This is a genomic window from Paraburkholderia sp. JHI2823 (assembly GCF_038900695.1).
Classification (GTDB): Bacteria; Pseudomonadota; Gammaproteobacteria; order Burkholderiales; family Burkholderiaceae; genus Paraburkholderia; species Paraburkholderia mimosarum.
This window is the reverse complement of the sequence record NZ_JAYMRY010000042.1, coordinates 14585-37050: the sequence shown is the minus strand read 5'-3', so window position 1 is coordinate 37050 and position 22466 is coordinate 14585. Positions and strand designations below refer to the sequence as shown.

Here is a 22466-nt window from a genome sequence, read left to right as displayed (position 1 = left end):
CCTGCCTCTTCGAAGGCGCGCTGCGCCCGGTGAAATCAGTGCGACATGAAGACCGGAACCGTCATCGCTTCCAGCAACGTGCGCGTCACGCCGCCCAGAACGCATTCGTGGACGCGCGAATGCGCGTAAGCCCCCGCCACGATCAGGTCGGCATGCAGGTCGCTGGCCCGGCTCAGCAGCGCCGCGCCGGTCTGAACCGCCGGGCCGCGCGGGGTTTCGTGAAAGGATGCCTGCACGCCGTGCAGATCGAGCCACGCGGCGGCATCGATGGCCGCGTTTTGCGCGTGCGCGCGCTGCGCGCCGCCGTGCGACGCGATCACCTCGATCGACACGCACTCGGCGCGCTGCAGCAACCCGAGCGCGTCGGAGACGGCCCGCGCGGCTTCGCGGCTGCCGTCCCACGTGACGAGGATGTTCTGCGCGAACCGGGTGAAGTCGCCGGAATGCGGGACCACGACGGCGGGCCGTCCGGCTGTCATCAGCACATCGGCCACGAAGCCGCCCGCGCTCTGGGCGACCCAATCCGCGGCTTCGGGCTGCCCGAGCACGAGCAGGTCGGCATGGCGCGCGTGCACGGCCGCGATCGCGGCGTCGCAAGGCTGAGGCGCGCGCCATTCGACGATGCGGCCCGCACGCTCAGCTTCGAGGAGAAATTGCTCGTGCATGCGCGCGAGGCGCGCCGCGGGCGTCTGCATGCCCTCGGACGCTTCCCGCTGCCCTCGCGGCACATACAGTCCGGTCAGATGCGCGTCGAAGCGTTCAGCCAGGTCGAGCGAGAGCGCAAGGCGCGCCGCGCATCGTTCCGAGTCGTCGAGGTGGACGAGCAGGCTCTTGTAGCACATGGCGATTTTCCTTGAACCCGAGCTAGCGCGCCGGCCACCCTGGCGCGCCAACAGTCAAATGCACGCTCAATGGGACATCAAAACCGGGACCGGCATCGAGCCGAGAACGGTTTGCGTGACGCCGCCGAGCATGAGTTCCTTCCAGCGCGCGTGCCCGTATGCCCCCATCACGAGCAGGTCGCCACCCAGTTTGTCCACGCGTGACAGCAGGGCATCGGCAATCGACACCGTGGGGGGCGTGTGTAACTGGGTGAGTTCCACCTCGATGCCGTGGCGCGCGAGGACGAGCGCGATGTCGGCTCCCGGTATGCGGCCCTCCCGTTCGGCGTTGAGCGTGACGATGGTCGTATGCGTGGCGAGCCGCATGAAGGGCAGGGCGTCGTACAGTGCACGCGTGGCGGACCGACCCGCGTCCCACGCGACGACGATCCGTTCGCCCGCGGTGGGAAACGTCCCGACATAGGGCGCCCACAGGACCGGCCTGCCCGCCGCCAGCGTCACCTGGGCTTGCAGGCGGCTGCTGAGCGAAGCGTCCGGATCGTGCGGATCGCTTTGACCCACGACGATGAGGTCCGAATACGGCGAGAGCGCGAGCAGTTCCGGCCGGGCGTGCTCCGTTGCGGTACGCCAGCTGCCTTTGAGATTCGCCTGCGACAGCCCGTTGAAGAACTGATGCTCGAGCGCCCGGCGCTTGTCTTCGCGTGAGCGCACGCGATAGCCCGCATCGAACGCCAGGGGCCAGGCGCTGTCGTGATCGGCCGTGACCGGCGCGAACAGCGCCTTGACGTGGGCGCCGTGCCGCTGGGCGACAAGCAACGCAAGATCGAGACAGGCGCTGGCGCGCTCGCTGCCGTCCAGATGAACGAGGATGCTGCGGTACTCCATGATCGGCGCTCCACAATTGCGCGAATAACGGTGGCGTGCGATCAGTCTAGATTCGGGCGCGCGGTCGCCATTGATTTGAATCAATGCCAGGCTGAAGCCGGCGGTTTCGGTCGAGCCGGCCTCCATTTGACGCATGTCAATCGCTGGCGAGAGCGGGTTTTTATAGTGGAGCGACCTTTCGATCGTGCCGATCCGCGGCCGATCACCGATCTGCGAGGAGAAACATGATGCGCAAGGACCGGATTGCGTTTGTGAGCGGTGGAATGGGAGGACTTGGCGCCGCCATCAGCCGGCGACTGTACGACGCTGGCATGACCGTGGTCGTGTCGCACTCGGAGCAGAACGATCATGTCGCGACATGGCTGCACGGCGAACGCGAAGCGGGCCGCACGTTTCACGCGTTCGGGCTGGACGTGGCCAGCTACGACTCATGCGAGGAGTGCGCACGAAAGGTCATCGCGGAGTTCGGCGGCGTGGATGTTCTCGTCAACAACGCCGGCATCACGCGCGACGCGAGCTTCATGAAGCTCTCCAAGCCCGAGTGGGATGCGGTGATGCACACGGATCTCGACAGCATGTTCAATCTCACGAAGCCGTTCCTGCCCGGCATGTTCGAGCGGCGCTTCGGGCGCATCGTGAACATCGGCTCCGTGAATGGTTCGCGTGGGGCGTTCGGGCAGACGAACTACGCGGCGGCGAAGGCCGGCATTCATGGATTCACGATGTCGCTCGCGCTCGAAGTCGCGAAACACGGCGTGACCGTGAACACGGTGTCGCCCGGCTACCTCGCCACCGCCATGGTGGAAGCCGTGCCGCAGGAGATCATGGAGACGCGCATCCTGCCGCAGATTCCCATCGGCCGCCTTGGCCGTCCGGAGGAGGTGGCGTCGCTGGTTGCGTATCTTTGCTCGGACGACGGCGCGTTCGCGACAGGCGCCAATTTTGCCGTCAACGGCGGCATGCACATGGAGTAGGACGCGCGGTCTGATTCGCCGGAAGGCCCGCTGTGGGGCGCGCCTCGCTCAGGGCGCGCCGTCGGCGACGAGCGTGTCGCGCAGTGCGGCGGCGAAGCGCTGGAACGCAGGCAACGAGCCCGCCACGCTCTGATATTTTTCCCGGCCGATCTGACCGTCGAGGGTGACGAGCAAGCCGGCGGTACGGGCAAGCGCGAGCAGGGTTTCAGGGTCGTCGGCGGCGCTCGCGTTCGGGAGCGCCGCGTCGGTCAGCGAGCGGATTTCGACGGTGGACATTTCGGCGCTCCTTGCATCGGATGGGACAAAGCGGCTGCGGTGAGTACGTCTTCAGTATCCAACGCCGGCTGCGGCGTTCCAATGAGCGGGCGCTGAAACTGGCGTAAGACTTTTTCTTGGAATGTAGGCAAATCCCTACGAAGGACGAGAAGGAGGGCGAAGGTGGTCGAGATCGTGACACTCACGCTGAACCCTGCTGTCGATGTCTCGACGGCGGTGGAGCGCGTTGTCGATACGCACAAGCTGCGTTGCGAAGCCGCGCGCCGCTATCCAGGCGGAGGCGGGCTCAACGTGGCTCGCGTGATCCAGCGGCTCGCCGGCCGCGAGGCGAACTGCCTCGCGCTCTATCTCGCGGGCGGCGCGTCGGGGAATCTGCTCGAACAGATGCTCACCGCCGAGCGCGTGCCCGGCCGGCGGCTGCGCATCGCGGGCGAGACGCGCGAAAACTTCTCGGTCACGGAACGCGCGACCGGCCGCGAGTTCCGCTTCGTCCTGCCGGGCCCGCAGATCAGCGCCGATGAGTGGTCGGCTACGCTGGCCATACTCGACGTGCTCATGCCCGCGCCGCGCTATCTCGTGCTGAGCGGCAGCCTGCCGCCCGGCTTGCCCGCGAAGGCCTACGCGGACCTGACCCGCTGGGCGAATCTGCGCGGCACCCGCGTGGTGCTCGATACCTCGGGTCCGCCGCTCGCGCTCGCACTCGATGCGGGCGTCTTTCTGGTGAAGCCCAGTCTCGGCGAACTGGCGGCCATGGCGGAAAAACCGCTCGCCGATGAAGCGGCGTGGCTCGCGGCGGCCCGGTCGCTCGTCGATGACCGTCGCGCGCAGATCGTCGCACTGACGCTGGGCGAACGCGGCGCGCTGGTCGTCACGGCGGAGGAAACCCTGCGCGTGCCGGCGCTGGAGGTGCCCATCTCGAGCGCAACCGGCGCCGGTGACAGCTTCCTGGCGGGACTGCTCGTCGCCCTGCGCCGCGGCCAGACGCTGCGGGACGCCGCCCGTCTCGCGCAGGCGGCCGCTTCCGCGACCTTGCTGTCGAGCGGCACGGCGCTGTGCGACGCGCAAGAGGTGAAGCGGCTCTACGCCACTACGCAGGAGGTGGTGTAACGCCGCCGCGGCGCGCAGCCTGTGCGACTCGCCTGCAAAGTCTCGACTGCGCTTCAGTGAGACAACAGCACCGGAACGGTCGCCGATTCGAGCAGGTCGCGCGTCACGCCGCCGAGCCACTGCTCCTTCCATTGCGGGTGACCGTAGGCGCCTGCCACGACGAGGTCGCAGCCGCTCGTGGCGACCCACGAAAGCAGGGCGTCGCCGGCGGTTTCGTCGGTATCGCTCATGGCTTGCGCGAAATCGACGTTCACCGCGTGCCTCGCCAGCATCAGCTCGATTCCACTGCCTCGTGCACCAGGCACGTCAGGCGGCAGCGCGCCGGAGCCGCGAACGCGCAACACCGTGACACGCCCGGCACGCTCCAGAAACGGCATCGCGTCGTGCACGGCGCGGGCCGCTTCACGGCTGCCGTCCCACGCGATCGCAACCGATTCGCCTGGCGGGCGCAACGCGCCGGCGTACGGCAGCACCAGCACCGGCCTGCCCGACGTCAGGACGACGCCCTCCAGGAAGCGCTTGCGCAGCGCGCGCGAATCGTCGTCGGGGCCGGGCTGACCGGCGATCAGCAGATCGGCGTGACGGCTGCGCCGGATCATCGGCTGCTCGGCATAGTCGTCGAATGCGATCCACTCGCCGCCGAGGCCCGCGCCACGCAGGGCATGGCGGAAAGCCTCTTCGGCCGAGTCGCGCTGACCGCGCCGCGCATCGCTCCAGTCGTCGTAGTAGTGCGCGCAGCCCGCAATCGAAAAGTATTCGTGCACCTCGGGCATGAATGTCGTGTAGAGCCCAGCGAGATGCGCGTCGAATTCCCTTGCGAGGTCCAGCGAAAAGCCTAGCCGGGCCTGGGCGCGGTCGCTCGGGTCGAGGTAGGCAAGCAAGGTCTTGTAGGGCATGGCAGCGTCTCCTCCGAGGGCTCCGGACCATCGAGTCGTTCTCGTTCTATTAGTCCCTCCCGGCAGGCTTCATTCGTTTGATACATATCAAAGGGATGCGACCCGCCGGCCCGAAAATCGGCCCATGGCCTCGATGCCAGCCGGCCGATTCGAAGATGGAAACCCACGACCCCGATCCGCTGGGCAAAGGCCCGGCAGGAGCAATCGACATGTACGAGAAGATCCTGGTGGCGTACGACGGCAGCGAAACCGCGAAACGGGCGCTCGCCGAAGCGTTGAAGTTCGCGGCCCTGACTGGCGCGCAGCTGCGCATCGTGCACGCGCTCGACATCGTGGCGCCCATGGGCATGGGGATGACCTACGTTCCGGCCGATCTCGTCGAATCGTACCGGGAGGACGCCATGAAGCGGCTCGACGATGCCCGTGCGCAAGCTCAGGCGGCTGGCGTGCGCTGCGAGACGGAGCTGATCGATGTGCTGGGCATCGAAGACAGCGTGGCGGATTGCCTGCAGCGGTGTGCGTCGTTCAACGGCGCGCAACTGGCCGTGCTCGGCACGCATGGCAGACGCGGCGTCAAACGCGCGCTGATCGGCAGCGTTGCGGAGCGGTTCGTGCGCTCGGCGCCATGCCCCGTCCTGCTCGTTCGCGGTGCCAACGAATGAGTGCGGGCGATACACCCATCGTGGAGCGAATTGCGCATGGAGAAGAAGTTCGATTCCGGCAGCATCGTGTTGTTCATCGGCGTCCTGGTCCTGCTCGCGGCCCAGGTGCTTTGGCTCGCGCCTGCGCCGCCGGCGATCGCCTATAGCGACTTTCAGCGCCTGCTCGCCGCGCACGAGGTCGACAGCCTCGTGATCACGCCCACGCGCATCAGCGGCGAGCTGCGCTCGGAGCAAGCGAAGGCGTCGCTTCCGGCCTCGGACGCCGCAACCTTCACCGCCGGCAAGCCGCCTTATGCGTTCACGACGATCCGCGTCGCCGACGAGTCGCTGCCGGCGCGGCTCGCCGCCGCCGGCGTACGCTACCGCGGGGCGCTCGACAGCAGCTGGGATAGCCTGCTGCTCGCCTGGATCGTACCGCTCGTGTTCTTCGTCATCGTGTGGCAATTCCTGATGCGGCGCGGCGGCGGCATGCGCGACTTCATGAGCGTCGGCAGAAGCCGCGCGCAGGTCTACCTTCAGCAGGCGACAGGCACGACGTTCAGCGACATCGCGGGTATCGACGAAGCCAAGAAGGAACTTCAGCAAATCGTCTCGTTCCTTTGTCATCCTGAGCGATACCGGCGGCTCGGGGGGAAGATTCCCAAAGGCATCCTTATCGTCGGCGCGCCGGGAACGGGCAAGACCTTGCTCGCGAAGGCCCTGGCGGGCGAGGCCGCCGTGCCGTTCTTTTCGATCAGCGGCTCGTCTTTTGTCGAAATGTTCGTGGGCGTGGGCGCGGCGCGCGTGCGCGACCTGTTCGAGCAGGCGCAAAAGCAGGCGCCGTGCATCGTGTTCATCGACGAGCTCGACGCGCTCGGCAAGGTGCGCGGCGCGAATCCGGTCTCGGGCAACGACGAGCGCGAGCAGACGCTCAATCAGCTGCTCGTCGAGATGGACGGCTTCCAGCCGAACGCCGGTGTGATCCTGCTCGCCGCGACCAACCGGCCCGAGACGCTCGATCCTGCGTTGCTGCGCCCGGGTCGCTTCGACCGCCATATCGCGATCGATCGCCCCGACCTGAACGGGCGCCGGCAGATCCTTGCGGTGCACGCGCGCGGGGTGCCGCTCGCGCCCGACGTCGACCTCGAAGAGCTGGCCGCGCGCACGCCCGGCTGCGTGGGCGCCGATCTCGCGAACATCGTGAACGAAGCGGCGCTTCATGCCGCCGAAGCCGACCACGCGAACGTGAGCATGGCCGACTTCGACGAAGCGATCGACCGCGCGCTCGCGGGCTCGGAGCGCAAGAGCCGCGTGATGAATGCGCAGGAGAAGGTGACGATTGCATACCACGAGGCGGGCCATGCACTCGTTGCCCAGAGCCGCGCTCACTGTGACCCCGTGAAAAAAGTCTCGATGATTCCGCGCGGCGTGGCGGCGCTGGGCTACACGCAGCAGGTGCCCACCGAGGACCGTTACGTGCTCCGGCGCAGCGAGCTGCTCGACCGGCTCGATGTGCTGATCGGCGGCAGGGCTTCGGAGGAACTGGTGTTCGGCGACGTCTCCACCGGCGCGGAAAACGACCTCGAAAGGGCCACGACGATGGCATGGCACATGGTGGCCCGCTACGGCATGAGCGAGCGCCTCGGCCTTGCGAACTGCGCCGACGATGGCGCCATGCCGAAAGCGCTAACGGGAGTCGATGGCGCGCGTCCGGCTGCGCGCACGGCGCAGCTCATCGACGACGAAGTGCGCCGGCTGCTCAGCGACGCCCATGAACGCGTGATGCGCACGCTCGCCGACCAGCGCGACGCGCTCGACCGGATCGCGAAGCGCCTGCTGGAGCGCGAAGTCATCGAGCACGATGAACTGCTCACGCTGATTGCAGGTGCTGAGCCTGCCGCCGTGGGCGCGGCGGCTCAGCCCGATGCGGCGCAGCCCGCGGCGGCACCGCAAGCGCCACTCGCGGCCGGCGGCGCATCGACGGTGACGGCTTTCGCGGCGCACGTCTCCCAGCGGCCGGGCCCGCCTCAGTGATTGCTCTCCAGATAGTCGTGCGCGGCGGTACGCACGCGCTCCGAGGCGCGCAATGCTTCGAGCGCGCGCTTTTCGATGCGGCGCACCTGCTCGCGGGAGACGCCCATGTGCTTCGAGATTTCCTCGTACGTTTGCGGTTCGCCATCGCCGATGCCGAAGCGGCGACGCACGATGTTCGCCTCCAGGGGAGACATTGCGTCGACCAGGCCCTTCACGAACTCGCACATGCGCACGCGAGCCAGGGTTTCCACCGGCGCAGGGGCCTCGTCCGGAATCAGTGCGATCAGTTCCGTTTCCCCATCGGGCAGCACGATGTCGAGCGAAGCGGGCTCGACGGGCAGCGCCAGCAGGCTGCGCACCTTGTCCTCGGCCATGCCGCTGGCCGTTGCCAGTTCCCCGGGGCCGGCATCGCGACCCGTGCGCTGGCGGATACGCTCGCGTGCGCGCCAGACGCGCGAGAACTGGTCGCTCACGTGCACGGGTAGCCGGATCGTGCGCGAGCGCTCGGCCACGGCGCGCGCAACGGCCTGGCGGATCCACCACGTCGCATAGGTGGAAAACTTGAAACCGCGCCGATATTCGAACTTCTCGATTGCGCGCATCAAGCCGAGGCTGCCCTCCTGAACGAGATCGGCGAGGTCGATGCCGCGATTCTCATAGCGCCGCGCGACGGAGTAGACGAGCCGCATATTGGCCTCGAACATCCGGCGCGTCGCCGCGCGCAGCCGGCGCCGTGCCGCTGTCATTGCGGCACGGCGCTCGCCCGCTTGCGCCTCGTGGCCAGTCGCGGCCAACGCGTCGCAGGCGGCCTCGATGTCGCCGCCCGGCCAGTCATGAGCTTCGTACTGCTCGACATCGCCTCGCGCGCGGCGCGCGAGAACTTCGAGCGCCGGAGGACAGGCCTCGATGCAACACAGGAGGTCTTGACGGCTTGCCTCGATCTCGCGCGCCAACTCGGTTTCCTGCTCGCGCGACAACAGCGGCACCGCCATCATTCGCGCGCGATAAAGATCGAGCGTGTCGCCCGATACGCGAATATCGTGCGGGCCCGCGTCGAATTCGCGCATGGGCTCGTCGCGCTCCATGCGGTTGTGTGATCGTGGCTGACGGGGTTTGGTCTTCATGGCGCTGGCGGTCCTTCCGCGTGGCTGATCGCGGGCGCTGGAGGCGCCGCGCATTCCGGCGGGCTTCACTACACGAATTCCCATTCGCCATGGACCGCCTGACGACAACGATCTTGGGGCGAATGCCTGCGATTCAACAAACGCCGGCCGTTTTTTTATGGGAGCACGGCGCTCAGATCGACGCGGGTGAACATCGTTGCCTTCGCCGGCTCGCGCTCGCTCGCGAACGCGATTGACTCAGATCAACCGGAATTCGGGGCGCGCGAAGCAGCGCCAATCGCGCCTTCGATCCGCATTCAATTGACTGAGATCAGTCCAAAACCAGGCCGGTTGTGTAGGTTGGATGCGTCGTCATGAGACGACGCGCGCGCGGAGACCGTCAAATGACAAAGCCCGATTTTCGAAAGATTTTGCTGGCAGTGGACGGTGGTGCCTGCGCACAGCGCGCCACGCAGGAAGCCGTGGCGCTCGCGGCGCTTGCGCACGCTTATGTGCATGCCGTGTACGTCGTGCACAGGTGGGGTATCGCGCCGTACTCCGGCTACTTCGATCCCGATGCGCTTGGCAGGGTGCTCAACGAGGACGGTCGCCTCGCGCTCGAAGCGGTGCGGCGGGCGATGGCCGATCAGAAAGTGTCCGGATCGGTCGAGATCTGCGAGACGCTCGGGAAATCCGACTCGATCGCGCAATGCCTGCAGCGCTGCGCCAAAACGCAGGAAGCGGATCTCGTCGTGATGGGCACCCACGGCAGGCATGGCGTGAGCAGGGCGGTGCTGGGCAGCGTTGCCGAGGGGCTGCTCCGAATATCGTCCTGTCCGGTGCTGGTCGTGCGTGGCTAGCGCAGTCGCTTGCCTCTGCGACCTCTGCGACCACTGCGACAAGCGAAGCCGTCGCGTATCAGCCGTCCCCGGCGCTCGCACGATCGGCGCCGACAATTTCGTGCTCGGGGGCATCGTCCCCCAGGGTGGCGATCGCCCGCGTATAGCGGCCGATCGCGGGCAGTGCGGTGAGCCCATGGGCGAAGATGCTCAGCAAGACCGTCGCCATCACGGCCAGCTTGATGGTCGGCTCGCCGGGCAGGTCCGCTTCGCCCTCGAGGTACACGAGGCCGAGGACGATGGACGCGAGCCCCCTCGGGCCGAACCAGCCCATGAACAGCACCGTTGATGAGCTGAGATGCGTGCCCCTCAACGCAAGCGCCACGGGAATCATGCGGATCAGCGTGAGACTGAGCACGCCGTACGCCACGATGGCGAAATCGAACTCCCTCCAGACACGCGTAACGAGCAGCCCGAACAGGAAGAAAACAAAGTAGTTGAACAGCTGCCCCCAATCCTCGGTGAACTCGACGCTGTGCTTGCCGACCTCGCCGAAGCCTGCCTGGGTCGCCAGGCCGGCGACGAAAGCCGCGATGAACATGCTCGCGCCGGTGGCCTCCGAAAGCAGCACGCAGCCAAAGGGAAGGGCGACGACCCCGAGCTGCGTGAGCGGCACCGCCATCCATTCCTTGCGCCGCGCGAGGCCCAGCAGCCAGCCGCCGATCAGACCGATGCCCAGTCCCACCAGCGCGCCGTAGCCGAGCTGCTCGACCAGGAAGCGGGTCAGGATCGACCCTCCCCCGCCTGTCTCGCGCGCTTGCGCCAGCGCGATGAAGAACATCAGAAAAGGAACCGAGAGCCCGTCGTTCAGACCTGCCTCCACGTTCAGCGCCTGACGAATGCGCCGCGGCACGCGCGGGCTGCTGACGATGACCTGACCGAGCCCGGCGTCGGTCGGCGCCAGAATCGCGGCGAGAATGCCCGCTTCCCACCAGGTCAGTGAGCGCAAAACGACCATCGCAGCGAGGATGCCAAGCGCAATGGTGAAGAGCATGCCGCCGCTCAGCAGGCGAACGGGCAGATTCGCTTCGCCCTTGAGCATCTGCGGCCGCACGCGCGATGCGTCCGTGAACAGCGTCATCACGAGGCCCAGTTCCGCAATCAGAAGCAGACCCTTGCGGTCCAGTGCAAGCTCGCTTAGCGCCTCCTGCGAAAACGACATGAGCGCGCCAAGCGCCGTGAACAGGATAGGCGCCGTGATGACGGTCCGCTCGAGACGCCGGGACACGAGGCTGTAGACGAAGACGAGCGCGACGAATGCGGCGATGAGCATCATTTGTGCGACTCCCATGGTGAAGGCGGGAGGGTTTGGCGCTGACGGAGCGTCGCCCTGGCGGATATGAGACGCCAACCCGCGCGCGGTCAGTTGATGGAGGTCAATGCAAGCCGTCACGCGATAGCCGGGCGATCGGCTATGCGGCTATGCGCTGTCGGCGAGTGCATGGAAAAGCTCGTCTTCCTGCTCGCAGTGCAGGCGAACGATCGCGTGAAGACCGTAGAGCAGACGCTGGATTTCCTGCAGCCACTCGGTGTCGGGATCGCCGGCGGGCATGTCGGCGGCCATGTGGCTCAGCGTCCGGGTGACGCGGATGATTTCGCGATGCATGGTGCTCATCGAGGCGAGCGGATCATCGCCGCCCAGCAGCGGTGCGAGTTGCGGGTACACCTGCGCATCGTCGTTGCGCTCGTGCGGGATGAGCTGCTGTGTGAGCAGATCGCCGAGATCGCCAAGCCTCGCTTTGACCGCAGTGGCGGGCAGTCCCGGCATGTCGTCGGCAAGCTGGCGGATCTGTTCGATCACCGGCTCGAGCCGGGCATGCTCGCGCCGGAGCTGCGCGGCGGCGGCGGGCGCCAGCGACCCGCTTCCCGCACGGGGAACCCGCAATGCACGCAGGGCGTTCGCGATGGCGGCGACATCGATGAATTCCTGAAGCACCGCACCGGCAAGCGGAGGCAGCATGCCGGCGGCTGCGAAACCCATCGCGGCAAGCGAGAGTCCCATGCCGACGTACACACTCTCGATCGCAATGCGGCGGGTGCGTTGCGCCACGCGTCGAGCTTCGGCCAGTCTGTCGAGACGGTCGACCAGCAGAACCACATCCGCGGCCTCCGACGAGGCTGCGGCCCCCTGTGCGCCCATCGCAATGCCGACATCGGCGGTGGCGAGTGCCGGCGCATCATTCACGCCGTCGCCGACCATCATGACGGGTCCGGTCCGCCTGGCTTCCTCGATTGCGCGCAGTTTGTCGGCGGGCGTCTGGCCGGCGTGGACGGCGTCGACCTGAAGTATCGCGCCGACGGTTTCCGCAACGTCGGCACGGTCGCCCGTCAGCATCTCGATGCGCGTGACGCCTTCCCGTCGCAGCAGCCGGAGCGCGCGGGGCGTATCGGTACGGATCCGGTCGGCCATCTGGATGGCGCCCGTCATGACGCCGTCCTCGCCGACGAACACCGCGGATGCACCTTCGTAGGCGACGCGACGCAGCAGCCGTTCGCTCCAGGCCGCCGCGGGTGCCGTTGCGCACACGAACGCAAACGACCCGATGACCACCTTGCGTCCGTCGACGGTTCCCATGACGCCCGCGCCCGGGGTTTCGCGCACGTCCTGCGGAGCGGACAAGGCCAGCTCGCGCGCGCGCGCCTCGCACGTGAGCGCGTCGGAAATCACGTGGCCCGAGGCCTGCGCGAGGGAAGCCGCGACTCTCAAGACGCGCTCGGGCGTGTCTGCCGGGCCGGTCTCGATCGCCACGAGCCGCGCGTGTCCGGCGGTCAAGGTTCCGGTTTTGTCGAAAAACAGCGTGCGCGCAACCGCGAGCTGTTCGAGCGCGCCTCCATCCTTGATGAGGACGCCACGGCGCGCACAACGCGACATGCCCGACACGATGGCGACCGGCACGGCGAGAATCAGTGGGCAGGGCGTCGCGACGACCAGTACCGCGAGCGCCCGCACGGCCTCGCCGCTCGCAATCCAGGCTGCCCCGGCCACGAGCAGCGTGCAGGCGAGAAAGCCGAGCGCGTAGCGATCGGCGAGCCGCGCCGCGGGGCTGCGCGCCCGCTGCGCGGATTCGACCATCCGCACGATTGCCGAAAACGTACTGTCGGCGGCAGTCGCGGACGCGATCATCTCGAAGGGGGAGCCCGCGTTGACGGCGCCGCTTCGGACCGCTTCTCCGGATACGCAGGGGCGGCTGCGCGATTCGCCCGTCAGTGTCGATTCATCGAGTTCGGCAGCGCCCGACAAGGTGCCATCGACAGGGACGACTTCGCCATGTCGCACGAGCAGCCGATCGCCCGGCACGACGTGGTCGAGCGCGACAGGGGTCCACTTTCCGGCGTCCGAGCGGATCGCCTCGCGCGGCGCATGGCTCAACAGGGCCGTCATCTCCGAGCGAGCCCGCGCGCGTGCGTAGTCTTCGAGGGCCCGGCCGCTCGCGAGCATCAGTGCGATGACGGCGGCAGTCAGCCGTTCGTCGAGGACAAGCGCAAAGACAATGGCCAGCGCGGCAAGAATGTCGACCCCGGCCTCGCGCCGGCGCAGCGCGCCTGCGATCGAGACCACGAGCGCGGCGAGCACGGGCAGCGGACCCATTAGCCAGATGAGGCGTGCCGCATCGACGGAGCCGGCAAGCCAGCAGCCTGTTCCCGCAGCCAGTGCGGCCGCGCAAACGGCAAGCAGGAACGCGTTCGGCGATCGGAAGATGTCGTGCATGGCTGTCGCGTGCCTCGTTCGGTCGAGCGGGAGTCCCGCTGCGCGCGGCTCGATGGTGCGCCAGACCGACCCGCGCAAACGGGGCCTGCCACGCCGTGCCGCTACGCCGTACCTTGAAGTCGCAACGGAGAAGCGGTTTGATCTGCATCATATGTCGGCGACAGATCGCGGGCAGCATGGAAAAGGATATTCCGTCATCGAAGCGAGGCCCGACATGACCCAGCACTCCGCCACGCAGGCTCCGTTGTCCTTTGCAAGGATCATGGTCGCCGTTGACTCCTCGCCCGCTTCTGCCGCGGCGTTACGGTACTTGCGCAGACTCGTGCATCCGGGCGCCACGACGGTTCGCGTCGTATCCGTGGCCGAGAATCCTCACACGCTCGTGCCCCTGGGCGTATGGGCCGGGTCGCAGCTCCAGGCCGCACGGGACGAACTCCTGCGTGACGCAGACACGGCGATCAAGACCGCGCAATCCGCACTGGACGGCTGCGGCGCGCTTCTCGAAGGCGAGGTCATCGATCTTTACAAGGAAGGGGGCGACCTCGTCCACGCGCTTTCCATGGCCGCAGTGCAATGGGCGCCCGATCTTGTCGTCCTCGGGGCGCGGCATCATCGGGCCCTGTTGCGCTGGGTGGAAGGCGAGGTGTCCGCACCGCTCGCGAAACTGCTTCGCGTGCCGACCCTGGTTGTCCCGGTCGAATACGAAGACGAACTGCCAGGCCCACCTTCACGGATCCTGTTCGCGACGGACGGCAGCGACGCGTCGCTAACCGCGTTGCGCGCAGGCATGGGGCTGGTGTCTGCGCGCTCGGATTGGCGCGTCATCTATGTTGTCGACCGGCTGCTCGGACGGGAGTCCGGGCCGCTCGAACAGCAACTCGAAGAAACACTCAGGGAGAGCGGCCAGGTCGCACTCAAGGCGGCTGGCGACGAGCTCGCTGCGAGCGACCCGCAAAAGGAGCGGGTAGTGGAAACGGCGCTCGTCATGACGAAGAGCACCTATGACGACGTCGCGCATGCGATCGATCGTGACGCGCGGCAGTGGAAGGCGCAGCTCGTTGTCCTCGGCACGCACGGACGACGCGGCCTGACACGCTGGCTGCTTGGCAGCGTCGCGGAACGGACGCTGAGATTGACATCGATTCCGCTCTTGCTCGTGCCGCCAGTGGAGCGGTAGTTTCTTCGGCCAGTCGCGATGCGCGCACGTCGGCGCTGTCGGGCCAGTGAACTAACCCACCTCGGAGTCCGGGGGCGGCAACTGATTCTGCATCCTCGCATGCCCACGTTCCAGCAGCGAATCGGCGGGCACGGCAATGGCAGGCAGTTTGGTGCGCACCAGCGCCTGAGCCTCCGACCGGCTGACCCCGATGCCCCGGAGAATGGCTGCAACCGCCTGTTCCGGCGACGCATCGGCTTGCGCTGCGGTGGAGAAACGCTGAGCCGTCGTCAACGTGGTTCCCACGATTAAATCCAGCGCGACTTCAACCGTCACGTCCCGAAAACGCCCGCTCGCCAATCCCTGTTCGATATGAACGGGCAGGTATGCGTAGATCAGGCTGCTCGGGCCCGCGGCGTGCAAGCCCGCCGCGGCAATGAAGCGTGCAAGCAGCGGATAGGTGTGCGCGGCACGCAGGAACATTCGCACGCCACAGGCGATCCGCCGCGCTGGATCGTCGTATGAACCCACTTCCCGTTCGATGAGCCGAAGAAGCTCGTCGTTCAGCTCCTGCGTCACCGCAGCGAGCAATTCTTCGTTGGTACGAAAGTAGTTGTAGAAGGTGCCTTGGGAGACGTCCGCTGCTGCGATGACTTCCTGGATGACGCTGCCTCCCACCCCCTTTTCAGCAAAAACCAGCATCGCGCTCTCGATCAATCTTGCGCGCATCCGCTCGCGGCGTTCTGCCGCGACGCGGGTCCGATGGTCGATGGTCGTGTCTGTACTCATGTCGCGATTATATGGCGCGAAGCCGCCCCGGCAATCGGCTCTCCAGGTGAAAACGATAATATTGTCAGAATGACAGATATCTCACTACAATGAATCATCCTCGCGAAACCCGGAGCAGGGGGCGCGATGGATGCCCCAATAGAACACACCCGCTGCGTGGGGGAGTGGCCCGCCTTCGTCGGAGTCGCGTCCACCCGCCCGTGCTGCCGGATGACCGATCCAGGAGATAAGGATGATGAAAGTCGAAACCACCGCCGTGCTGATCGTCGGAGGCGGCGGCGCAGGCCTGACGGCCTCCATGCTGCTGTCGGGCCTGGGTATCGAGAACCTGCTGGTCAGCGCGCTGCCCAGTACCTCGATCCTGCCCAAGGCCCATGTGCTGAACCAGCGCACGATGGAGATCCTGAGCGACGCGGGTGTGGCGGATGAGATCTACGCCCGCAGCACGCCGGCCGCGAACATGAAGGCCATGGGCTGGTATGCCGGGCTCTGTGGTCCGGAGCCCGAGTTTGGGCGCAGGATCGGCAAGGTCGAGTCCTGGGGCCACGGCGGCGAGAACATCAACTGGCTTCAGGCCAGCCCCTGCCGCAGCGCGAACCTGCCGCAGATCCGCCTCGAACCCATCATGAAGGCGCACGCCGAAGCGCTCAACCCGGGACGGGTGCGGTTCCACCATGAACTGCTCACGCTGGAACAGGATGAACAAGGCGTCGAAGCCCTCATCCGCAACCTCGACACGGGCGAGGAATATCGAGTCCGTGCGCAGTACCTGCTGGGCTGCGACGGGGGCCGGACCGTCGGTCGCCAGGTGGGCATCGAGCTCCAGGGCCTGGGCGCAATCGCGCGCTCGCTCACGGCGCACATCTCCGCGGATCTGTCGCAGGTCGCCACCGACCCCGACGTCCTGATCCGCTGGATCTGGAGCCCTGCATTGGGCGAGATGACCGTGCTCGTGCCGATGGGACCGAACCATTGGGGGCCGGACAGCGAGGAGTGGGTGGTGCACGTGACCCAGCCGATCGACCAGGTGAAGGACTTGAACGATGCCCAGATCGAGCAGATGATGCGCTCGGCTTTGGGCCTGGGCGACAGGCCGATCACCTTCCACAAGATCAGCCGCTGGACGCTGGAGGGCTTGCTCGCCGACAAGTTCCGGGTCGGCCGCGTGTTCATCGTCGGCGATGCTGCGCACCGCCATCCGCCGACCGGGGGGCTGGGGCTCACCAGCGGCATCCAGGACGCGCACAACCTCTGCTGGAAGCTGGCCGCCGTGCTCAAGGGCCAGGCCGACGCGTCACTGCTCGACAGCTACGAGAGCGAGCGCCGGCCCGTCGACGCGCGCAACATCCAGCGTTCGATGGAAAACGCAGTCACGCACTTCGAGATTGGCGCAGCGTTCGGCTTGAGCCCCACGTCGAGCGCCGAACAGAACTGGCAGCAGCTCAAGCGCGTGGTCAGCGGGCTGCCCGCGGATGCTGAGCAGCGAAGCAAGGCGCTGCAGGCGATCCGGCGGGCCAGTATGGAGTCCAACGAGCTGAACGTTGAATATGGCTACCGGTACGCCTCGAACGCCATCGTTGCCGATGATTCACCAGAGCCGCAACCGGTCGACGATATCCGTCTCTATGAGCCCAGCACGCGTCCGGGTTCACCGCTGCCTCATGCCTGGATCGACCTCGATTCGGGCGAGCGCCGGGCGCTGAAGGACTTCGTTGCGCCGGGTCGATTCCTTCTGATCGCAGGCGAGAAGGGCGAGGATTGGAGCGAGGCGGCCAGGGCCATCGGCCGCGCCAACGACTTGCCGATCGACACCGTGCGCATCGGGCATCTCGAAGGCGACGCGTTCGATCCGCGGCTGGCGTGGGCACAGTTCCGCGGAATCTCGGAATTCGGCGCCGTGCTCGTGCGGCCGGATCGGGTGGTGGCCTGGCGATGCGCGGGGAGCGTCGCTGATCCGGAGGCTGCGTTGGCCGACGCACTGTCCAAAATCCTGAGCCGCGATCTGTGCGTAGAGGCGTGATCGCCGGTGAAGGCTGACGCGCCATGCCGGTTCCTGCAGATGGAACCGGGATGGCGCGATCAGGCTGCGATGCTCGAATGTCGGCAATCGTGGACCATTCGGTGCGACGGGCGGAGGGATCGACCGATCGACGCGTGCGGGTGGTCCGAGCCGGTCGGACCTTTGCGAAACTGCGGGGCGCGGGCGGTTCGGCAATCCGTGTCTCGATCACCTGGATCGCCGACATCGCGCAAGACCATGTGGCGAAGGTGGAAAGGCGGACAATTCCGCTGATCGAACTCCCAAACTCTTTACATGCGAAACGTCCAGCCGCGCTTGCGTGGCCGGCTGGCCAGGCATGGACTCCGCTCGGGCAAAACTTCTGTTCCGGTCGTGTCGTTTAAGACGGGTTTAAGCGACGCTACGTACCCTTCGACTGAAACCTTGAGAAAACCCCTTACTCGAGGCATCAACGGACGGAACGAGGTTGAAATGGTGTACGTGATTACCGACCTGAAGATGGTCGAAATCTACAGCCGCATCAAGGCAGATAGCGGCAAGGATGCGCTAGAAGAGTTTGCACTCAGCAACGGCTTCTTCGACCTGATGGAGTTCGCGTCCGAGCGGCCCGCGTTCGCCCACGAGTTGATCGCTGTTCAACTGCAATAGGTAGCTCACGTGACCATGACCTTGGGAGAGGCTCTGGAGCATGCCGAGCTGCTGGAAGCCTACGGCGTGATTTCCAGGACTGCGCAGGCGCTCATCCTGATTCGGCAGGAGTATCGCAACGTCGTCGGGCCTGAAAAATACGAGTCGATCTTCGAGGAGGCGGGCTTGACCCATCCAGATACGCTGTGATGCGGCTGCGGGCCTCAAATAGCCCACGAAGGGCTCTCGCTTTCTTTCACCGATTCCGTTGCCGCGCAACGGCGTGAAGTCCAGACTGGACGCTTTCATCCGCCAGCCGCTGCCGCCGGTGACAGCGTCGTCCGAGCCCGTGTGTACCTTGAGCCGGTACATCAAGGTCTCGGCGAGCGATCGCGTTGGTAGCCGGTTGCCTGCTTCCATTCGCGCCTGCTGCTCCCTTCGATAGCGGCAATACCGGCATTGTGCCAGGTGGCGCTGGGCGTCCTCAAATGCGCGACGCTTCCAATGCTGCCTTGAGATGGAGCGGAGGCCAGCGTGACCACAGGCCTCCAGCCGTCTGTTAGAACATGTGCATCAAGGCGACTCGATACACCATTTGGTTGCCCGTCGACGAGAGGTCCGCAGACCCGATGATATGCGCCGAGTCCAGGTCCGTCCCGGATTTGCCGTTGGTGTGCTGATATGCCCCCTGCACATAGACGCACGTGCGCTTACTGAGAGAGTAATTGAGCATTAGCGAGACTTGATGCCAGTTCTGGCTCGAGCGGCCCGCTGTTTCCTTCAGGTTGCCATATGTGAACGTGTAGGCACCCGCCAGGAAGAGCGCTGGGTTGATAAAATATTGTCCGTTGATTTCGACGTTGTCGAATTTCCAGGAACTCCACGGCTGAGTTCCGATGTTTGGTGCGTATGCGTTCGCTGTCGGATCATAAACGTCGACGTGCGAGTAAGCGAGCGCAACGTTGGACCCGTCACCGAAAGTCCACTTCACGCCTGCACCAATATTTTGCTGACGCGATGCTGTGAAGACGCCGTCGCCTGCTACCGCGCCCGAAGTGGTGAGGTTGCTGCCATTCAGGCGCATGTAGGCAACAGCGGCTGACACCGGCCCCGCAGCGTAGCTGATCCCCGCACTATAGGCCCGGTTGTCAGCGAAGTTCGTGGAATTGCTGAAGCCATAGACGCCTTCGAACTGAAACCCATGAGTTGTCGGACTAACGTACTTCACCGAGTTGTTTAAGCGGAAGTCGTAGTCTGCGTTGTCGTTGTCAAAGGGGTGGGCGGCGAGGTCACCGATCACGCCGCCTGCAGCAGTAAACGGACTCCACAGGTCGACGGACGCGTCAAGCTGTCGCCCCATCGTCAAGGTGCCGTAGCTGGTTGAACTGAGACCCACAAAGGCTTGACGCCCGAAAAGTCGACCTCCCTCGTTAAGTTGGCCATTGTTCAGATTGGTGCCATTTTCCAGGGTAAAAATCGCGCTCAAGCCACCGCCCAGGTCCTCGGTGCCTTTCAATCCGAAGCGTGTCTCCGACGTATCGCCGCTCACCATTGCGTAGGCTTTGTGACCCCCCGCATTGGATGTGAAATTCAGGCCAGTGTCTAGAACACCGTATAAGGTTACGCTGCTTTGCGCATGTGCGACATTTCCCGCGAAGAAGGTGGTTATTGCTGCAGAAAGCAAAAATTTATTCATTTGTGTGGGCGAAAAAATAAGAGAATTTCTCATTGGCGAAGAGCATTACCCGTGGGCAGCGTGACGGCACCTCGTAAGCATGGCGGCGAGTGTCAAGCAGTATTCAGCCCAATCAAGTGAGGGAGTTGAAGAGACTGGCGAGGTGATAGTCGGCGAGCGGTTCGACGGCGGACTGGTTCAAGGCCTTGCTCGATTTCGTGCAGGCCTCGTCGCGAAGCCGCCTGTCGTTGTCCCGCCGACGATCAGCCGCGTACGCGGGACCTCTGCGGATCGTGGAACACGGATGAACGCCTCGACAAGGCCAAAGCCGATCGAGACGGCCAGAACGATCCACGAAGGCTTGCAGACCGTCGCGTGATGGACCCGGAGGACAACAGCGCGAGTGTGGGCACGCCGCTCGCCAGCCGGAATGTGCCGACCCAGTTGATCCTGTGTTGCAGTTCGGTGGATTCGCCGGACGGGTCCACGAGTAGTCCAGAACTTCGTTCGTTGAAAGAACTCATCTTCGTCTCCATGGATGCGGAATGGATTCCGCGCCACGGACGATCACCAGCCAATAAGTGCATAGCAATCGAATTGAAGAGGTACTCCTAAGGAGGTGGAAAGTGTCCGCGAGCGAAAGTCCACCTGCATGAATGAGACTGGGCCATTCGATTACGTGCCCGGGATTGAACGAGCGGTGCGGTCGACCCCCTCGCGCACGTGGTCGACGACGCTCTCGAAGCGGTGAAGTGCCGGGTACCGCGCTTGCATAATTTCCGATGATCCAGCGTAAGCGCGCGTCCCGTTTTAGTGCTGGAGCGTACTAGCGGCAATAAACAGCGCGCACCGCGCCGAAATATCGGTTCTTATGGTTAAACGCGGGACGAAGGTTGCGTTGCTCGATACGGTCGCGCAAGCGTTCGAACCTCGTCCTATCAGAGGAAGCGGGCCATGATGTGGCGAGCGCAGGTGTATTCCTCGAGTGCGAACACAGACATGTCCTTGCCGTAGCCCGAGCGCTTCATGCCACCATGCGGCATCTCGCTCACGAGCGTGAAGTGCGTGTTGATCCAGGTGCAGCCGTATTGCAGCTCGGCCGCCACCTTGAAGGCCTTATTCACGTCACGCGTCCAGACCGAGCTCGCGAGGCCGAAATCCGAGTCATTGGCCCAGTCGATGGCCTGCTCCGCGCCGCTGAAACGCGTGACCGACACCACCGGCCCGAATACTTCCCGACGCACGATCTCATCGTCCTGACGCGCGCCGGCCACCACCGTAGGTTCGTAGAAGAAGCCACGGCCTTCGGCGAGCTTGCCGCCAGTCGTGATCTCGATGTGCTTCTGGCTGGCCGCGCGCTCGACGAAGCTGGCCACGCGCCCGCGCTGCCGTTCGGAGATGAGCGGCCCCATCTCCACGCCCTCCATGTGCTGTTCGCCATAGCGAATCGAGCCGACAGCGCTGGAGAGATCCGCCACCAGCCGGTCATAGATCTTGTCCTCCGCGTAGACGCGGCACGCGGCCGTGCAGTCCTGTCCCGCGTTGTAGTACCCGAAGGTGCGCAGGCCGGTCACCACTTCGTCAAGGTCAGCGTCGTCGAACACGATCACGGGCGCCTTGCCGCCCAGCTCCAGGTGCGTGCGCTTCACCGAGCGCGACGCGGCTTCCAGGATTCGCTGGCCCGTCGAGACGTCGCCGGTAATCGAGATCATGCGCACCTGCGGCTGCGTGATGAGCGGCGCGCCCACGGTGTCGCCGCGCCCGGTCACCACGTTGATGACACCGGCCGGAAAGATGGCGGCGATCAGCTCGGCCAGCTTGAGCGTGGTGAGCGGCGTCTGCTCGGAAGGCTTCAGCACCACGGTATTGCCCGCGGCGACGGCGGGCGCGAGCTTCCACGCGGCCATCATGAGCGGGTAGTTCCACGGTGCGATGGAGGCGATCACGCCCAGCGGATCGCGCCGGATCATGCTCGTGTGGCCCGCCAGATATTCGCCCGCGACCGGGCCGTGCTGCGTGCGGCACGCGCCCGCGAAGAAACGGAACACGTCCGCCACTGCGGGAATTTCGTCGTTGAGTGCGCCCAGATAGGGCTTGCCGCAGTTCAGCGATTCGAGCCGCGCGAATTCGGTGGCGCGCGCCTCGATGGCATCGGCCAGCCTGAGCAGCAGCGTGGCGCGATCGCGGGGCGTGCTGCGCGCCCAGGCGGGCCATGCGCGGCTGGCCGCGGCAGTGGCCGCCTGAACCTGTTCGAGCGAAGCCTCCGCCACAAGCGCGATCACCTCGCCCGTGGACGGGTTGAAGATGTTTTCCTTGCTGCCATGGCCCGGCACGAATTCGCCGCCGATCAGCAGGCTTGTTTGCATCGATTTCTCCATTTGATCTCTCCTCATTGAGCGAACGCTCCAAAATTTCAGGCATTTACCGCTGCCGCCCGCGCGCGGTTCAGCGGCTGCTGCCTGCTGTACTTTCGGTGTCGCGCGTGAGGTACCACGCGCCCAGGATCGGAATCATCGTGATGGCCATCACCATCAGCGCGACCACATTGGTCACGGGCACGTCGCGTGGCCGTGAAAGCTGGTTGAGCAGCCAGACAGGCAGTGTGCGCTCCGCATGGGTGAGCACCATGCCGCGCGCGTGGCGCACGAAGAGTTGCGCGCCCAGTTCACTTTCGAGGCTCTTGATCGCTTCGGTGATGACCGATTGCGAAATATTGAGCGTCTGCGTGGCGCCGGTGACGGATTCTGCTTCGGCCACGGCGATGAAATAGCGCACGTTCTTGCGCCGACGGCTCCGCAATCGATGCAACGGTCGACGCGCTCGCGCGCGGGCG

20 protein-coding genes are annotated in these 22466 nt (G+C 65.5%); 9 read left to right on the top strand and 11 right to left on the bottom strand.

All coding sequences use genetic code 11. The annotated features are described in order from the left end of the window. Positions 1–35 precede the first annotated feature (35 nt). Positions 36–842 carry a universal stress protein gene (locus VSR34_RS31065; RefSeq protein WP_342964416.1) on the bottom strand — a complete coding sequence of 269 codons (807 nt, stop codon included), beginning with the start codon at positions 840–842 and terminating at the stop codon, positions 36–38. A gap of 66 nt (positions 843–908) precedes the next feature. Beyond that, positions 909–1727, bottom strand: a complete 819-nt coding sequence (locus tag VSR34_RS31060) for a universal stress protein (protein WP_028213045.1) — start codon at positions 1725–1727, stop codon at positions 909–911. 227 nt (positions 1728–1954) lie between these two features. Here VSR34_RS31060 and VSR34_RS31055 point away from each other — a divergent pair, with 227 nt between their 5' ends. After that, entirely contained in the window at positions 1955–2701 is a 747-nt protein-coding gene (locus VSR34_RS31055; RefSeq protein ID WP_342964427.1) for a beta-ketoacyl-ACP reductase, read from the top strand. A 48-nt stretch (positions 2702–2749) separates the two neighbouring features. Here the strand turns inward: VSR34_RS31055 and VSR34_RS31050 are convergent, their stop codons facing one another. Then, positions 2750–2977 (bottom strand): hypothetical protein, encoded by a 228-nt coding sequence (locus tag VSR34_RS31050; RefSeq protein WP_028230300.1) that lies wholly within the window; start codon positions 2975–2977, stop codon positions 2750–2752. A gap of 162 nt (positions 2978–3139) precedes the next feature. Between VSR34_RS31050 and VSR34_RS31045 the strand changes: the two genes are divergently transcribed. Then, positions 3140–4084 carry a 1-phosphofructokinase family hexose kinase gene (locus tag VSR34_RS31045; protein ID WP_342964415.1) on the top strand — a complete coding sequence of 315 codons (945 nt, stop codon included), beginning with the start codon at positions 3140–3142 and terminating at the stop codon, positions 4082–4084. A 53-nt stretch (positions 4085–4137) separates the two neighbouring features. Here the strand turns inward: VSR34_RS31045 and VSR34_RS31040 are convergent, their stop codons facing one another. Further along, on the bottom strand, positions 4138–4980 hold the full coding sequence (locus VSR34_RS31040) for a universal stress protein (RefSeq protein WP_342964414.1): 843 nt from the start codon (positions 4978–4980) through the stop codon (positions 4138–4140). Positions 4981–5135: 155 nt separating this feature from the next. On the opposite strand from VSR34_RS31040, the gene VSR34_RS31035 reads away from it, so the two are divergent. Both VSR34_RS31035 and ftsH read left to right on the top strand, forming a co-directional pair. Beyond that, positions 5136–5642 carry a universal stress protein gene (locus tag VSR34_RS31035; protein ID WP_051381329.1) on the top strand — a complete coding sequence of 169 codons (507 nt, stop codon included), beginning with the start codon at positions 5136–5138 and terminating at the stop codon, positions 5640–5642. A gap of 36 nt (positions 5643–5678) precedes the next feature. After that, positions 5679–7655, top strand: coding sequence for an ATP-dependent zinc metalloprotease FtsH (ftsH, locus tag VSR34_RS31030; protein WP_081716091.1), 1977 nt, complete (start codon positions 5679–5681; stop codon positions 7653–7655). Here the strand turns inward: ftsH and VSR34_RS31025 are convergent. Continuing rightward, positions 7649–8779, bottom strand: a complete 1131-nt coding sequence (locus tag VSR34_RS31025) for an RNA polymerase sigma factor RpoD/SigA (protein ID WP_238327947.1) — start codon at positions 8777–8779, stop codon at positions 7649–7651. The two genes, ftsH and VSR34_RS31025, sit on opposite strands and share 7 nt — an antisense overlap. A gap of 383 nt (positions 8780–9162) precedes the next feature. Between VSR34_RS31025 and VSR34_RS31020 the strand changes: the two genes are divergently transcribed. Beyond that, positions 9163–9618 carry a universal stress protein gene (locus VSR34_RS31020; RefSeq protein ID WP_028213051.1) on the top strand — a complete coding sequence of 152 codons (456 nt, stop codon included), beginning with the start codon at positions 9163–9165 and terminating at the stop codon, positions 9616–9618. A 58-nt stretch (positions 9619–9676) separates the two neighbouring features. Here the strand turns inward: VSR34_RS31020 and VSR34_RS31015 are convergent, their stop codons facing one another. Next, the gene (locus VSR34_RS31015; RefSeq protein ID WP_036019660.1) at positions 9677–10933 is read right to left on the bottom strand and encodes a cation:proton antiporter; all 1257 of its coding nucleotides are present in this window, start codon (positions 10931–10933) and stop codon (positions 9677–9679) included. A gap of 144 nt (positions 10934–11077) precedes the next feature. Then, entirely contained in the window at positions 11078–13246 is a 2169-nt protein-coding gene (locus tag VSR34_RS31010; protein ID WP_342964426.1) for a heavy metal translocating P-type ATPase, read from the bottom strand. Between the two features lie 334 nt (positions 13247–13580). Between VSR34_RS31010 and VSR34_RS31005 the strand changes: the two genes are divergently transcribed. Further along, on the top strand, positions 13581–14543 hold the full coding sequence (locus VSR34_RS31005) for a universal stress protein (protein ID WP_342964413.1): 963 nt from the start codon (positions 13581–13583) through the stop codon (positions 14541–14543). Positions 14544–14594: 51 nt separating this feature from the next. Here the strand turns inward: VSR34_RS31005 and VSR34_RS31000 are convergent, their stop codons facing one another. Beyond that, positions 14595–15311 (bottom strand): TetR/AcrR family transcriptional regulator, encoded by a 717-nt coding sequence (locus tag VSR34_RS31000; RefSeq protein ID WP_028213055.1) that lies wholly within the window; start codon positions 15309–15311, stop codon positions 14595–14597. A gap of 232 nt (positions 15312–15543) precedes the next feature. Between VSR34_RS31000 and VSR34_RS30995 the strand changes: the two genes are divergently transcribed. The 3 genes from VSR34_RS30995 to VSR34_RS30985 all read left to right on the top strand — a co-directional run bounded on the left by VSR34_RS30995 (position 15544) and on the right by VSR34_RS30985 (position 18168). Then, entirely contained in the window at positions 15544–17331 is a 1788-nt protein-coding gene (locus VSR34_RS30995; protein ID WP_208460992.1) for an FAD-dependent monooxygenase, read from the top strand. A gap of 471 nt (positions 17332–17802) precedes the next feature. After that, a complete protein-coding gene (locus VSR34_RS30990) occupies positions 17803–17979 on the top strand; it encodes a hypothetical protein (RefSeq protein WP_167334443.1) in 177 nt (58 codons plus the stop codon). A gap of 9 nt (positions 17980–17988) precedes the next feature. Beyond that, positions 17989–18168 carry a hypothetical protein gene (locus VSR34_RS30985; protein ID WP_028232476.1) on the top strand — a complete coding sequence of 60 codons (180 nt, stop codon included), beginning with the start codon at positions 17989–17991 and terminating at the stop codon, positions 18166–18168. A gap of 349 nt (positions 18169–18517) precedes the next feature. Here VSR34_RS30985 and VSR34_RS30980 read toward each other — a convergent pair whose 3' ends face one another. The 3 genes from VSR34_RS30980 to VSR34_RS30970 form a co-directional block, all read right to left on the bottom strand. Next, positions 18518–19654, bottom strand: coding sequence for a porin (locus VSR34_RS30980; protein ID WP_028232475.1), 1137 nt, complete (start codon positions 19652–19654; stop codon positions 18518–18520). Positions 19655–20571: 917 nt separating this feature from the next. Further along, positions 20572–21999, bottom strand: coding sequence for a gamma-aminobutyraldehyde dehydrogenase (locus VSR34_RS30975; RefSeq protein WP_342964412.1), 1428 nt, complete (start codon positions 21997–21999; stop codon positions 20572–20574). A 79-nt stretch (positions 22000–22078) separates the two neighbouring features. Next, positions 22079–22408, bottom strand: coding sequence for a LysR family transcriptional regulator (locus VSR34_RS30970; protein WP_036046611.1), 330 nt, complete (start codon positions 22406–22408; stop codon positions 22079–22081). Positions 22409–22466 lie beyond the last annotated feature (58 nt).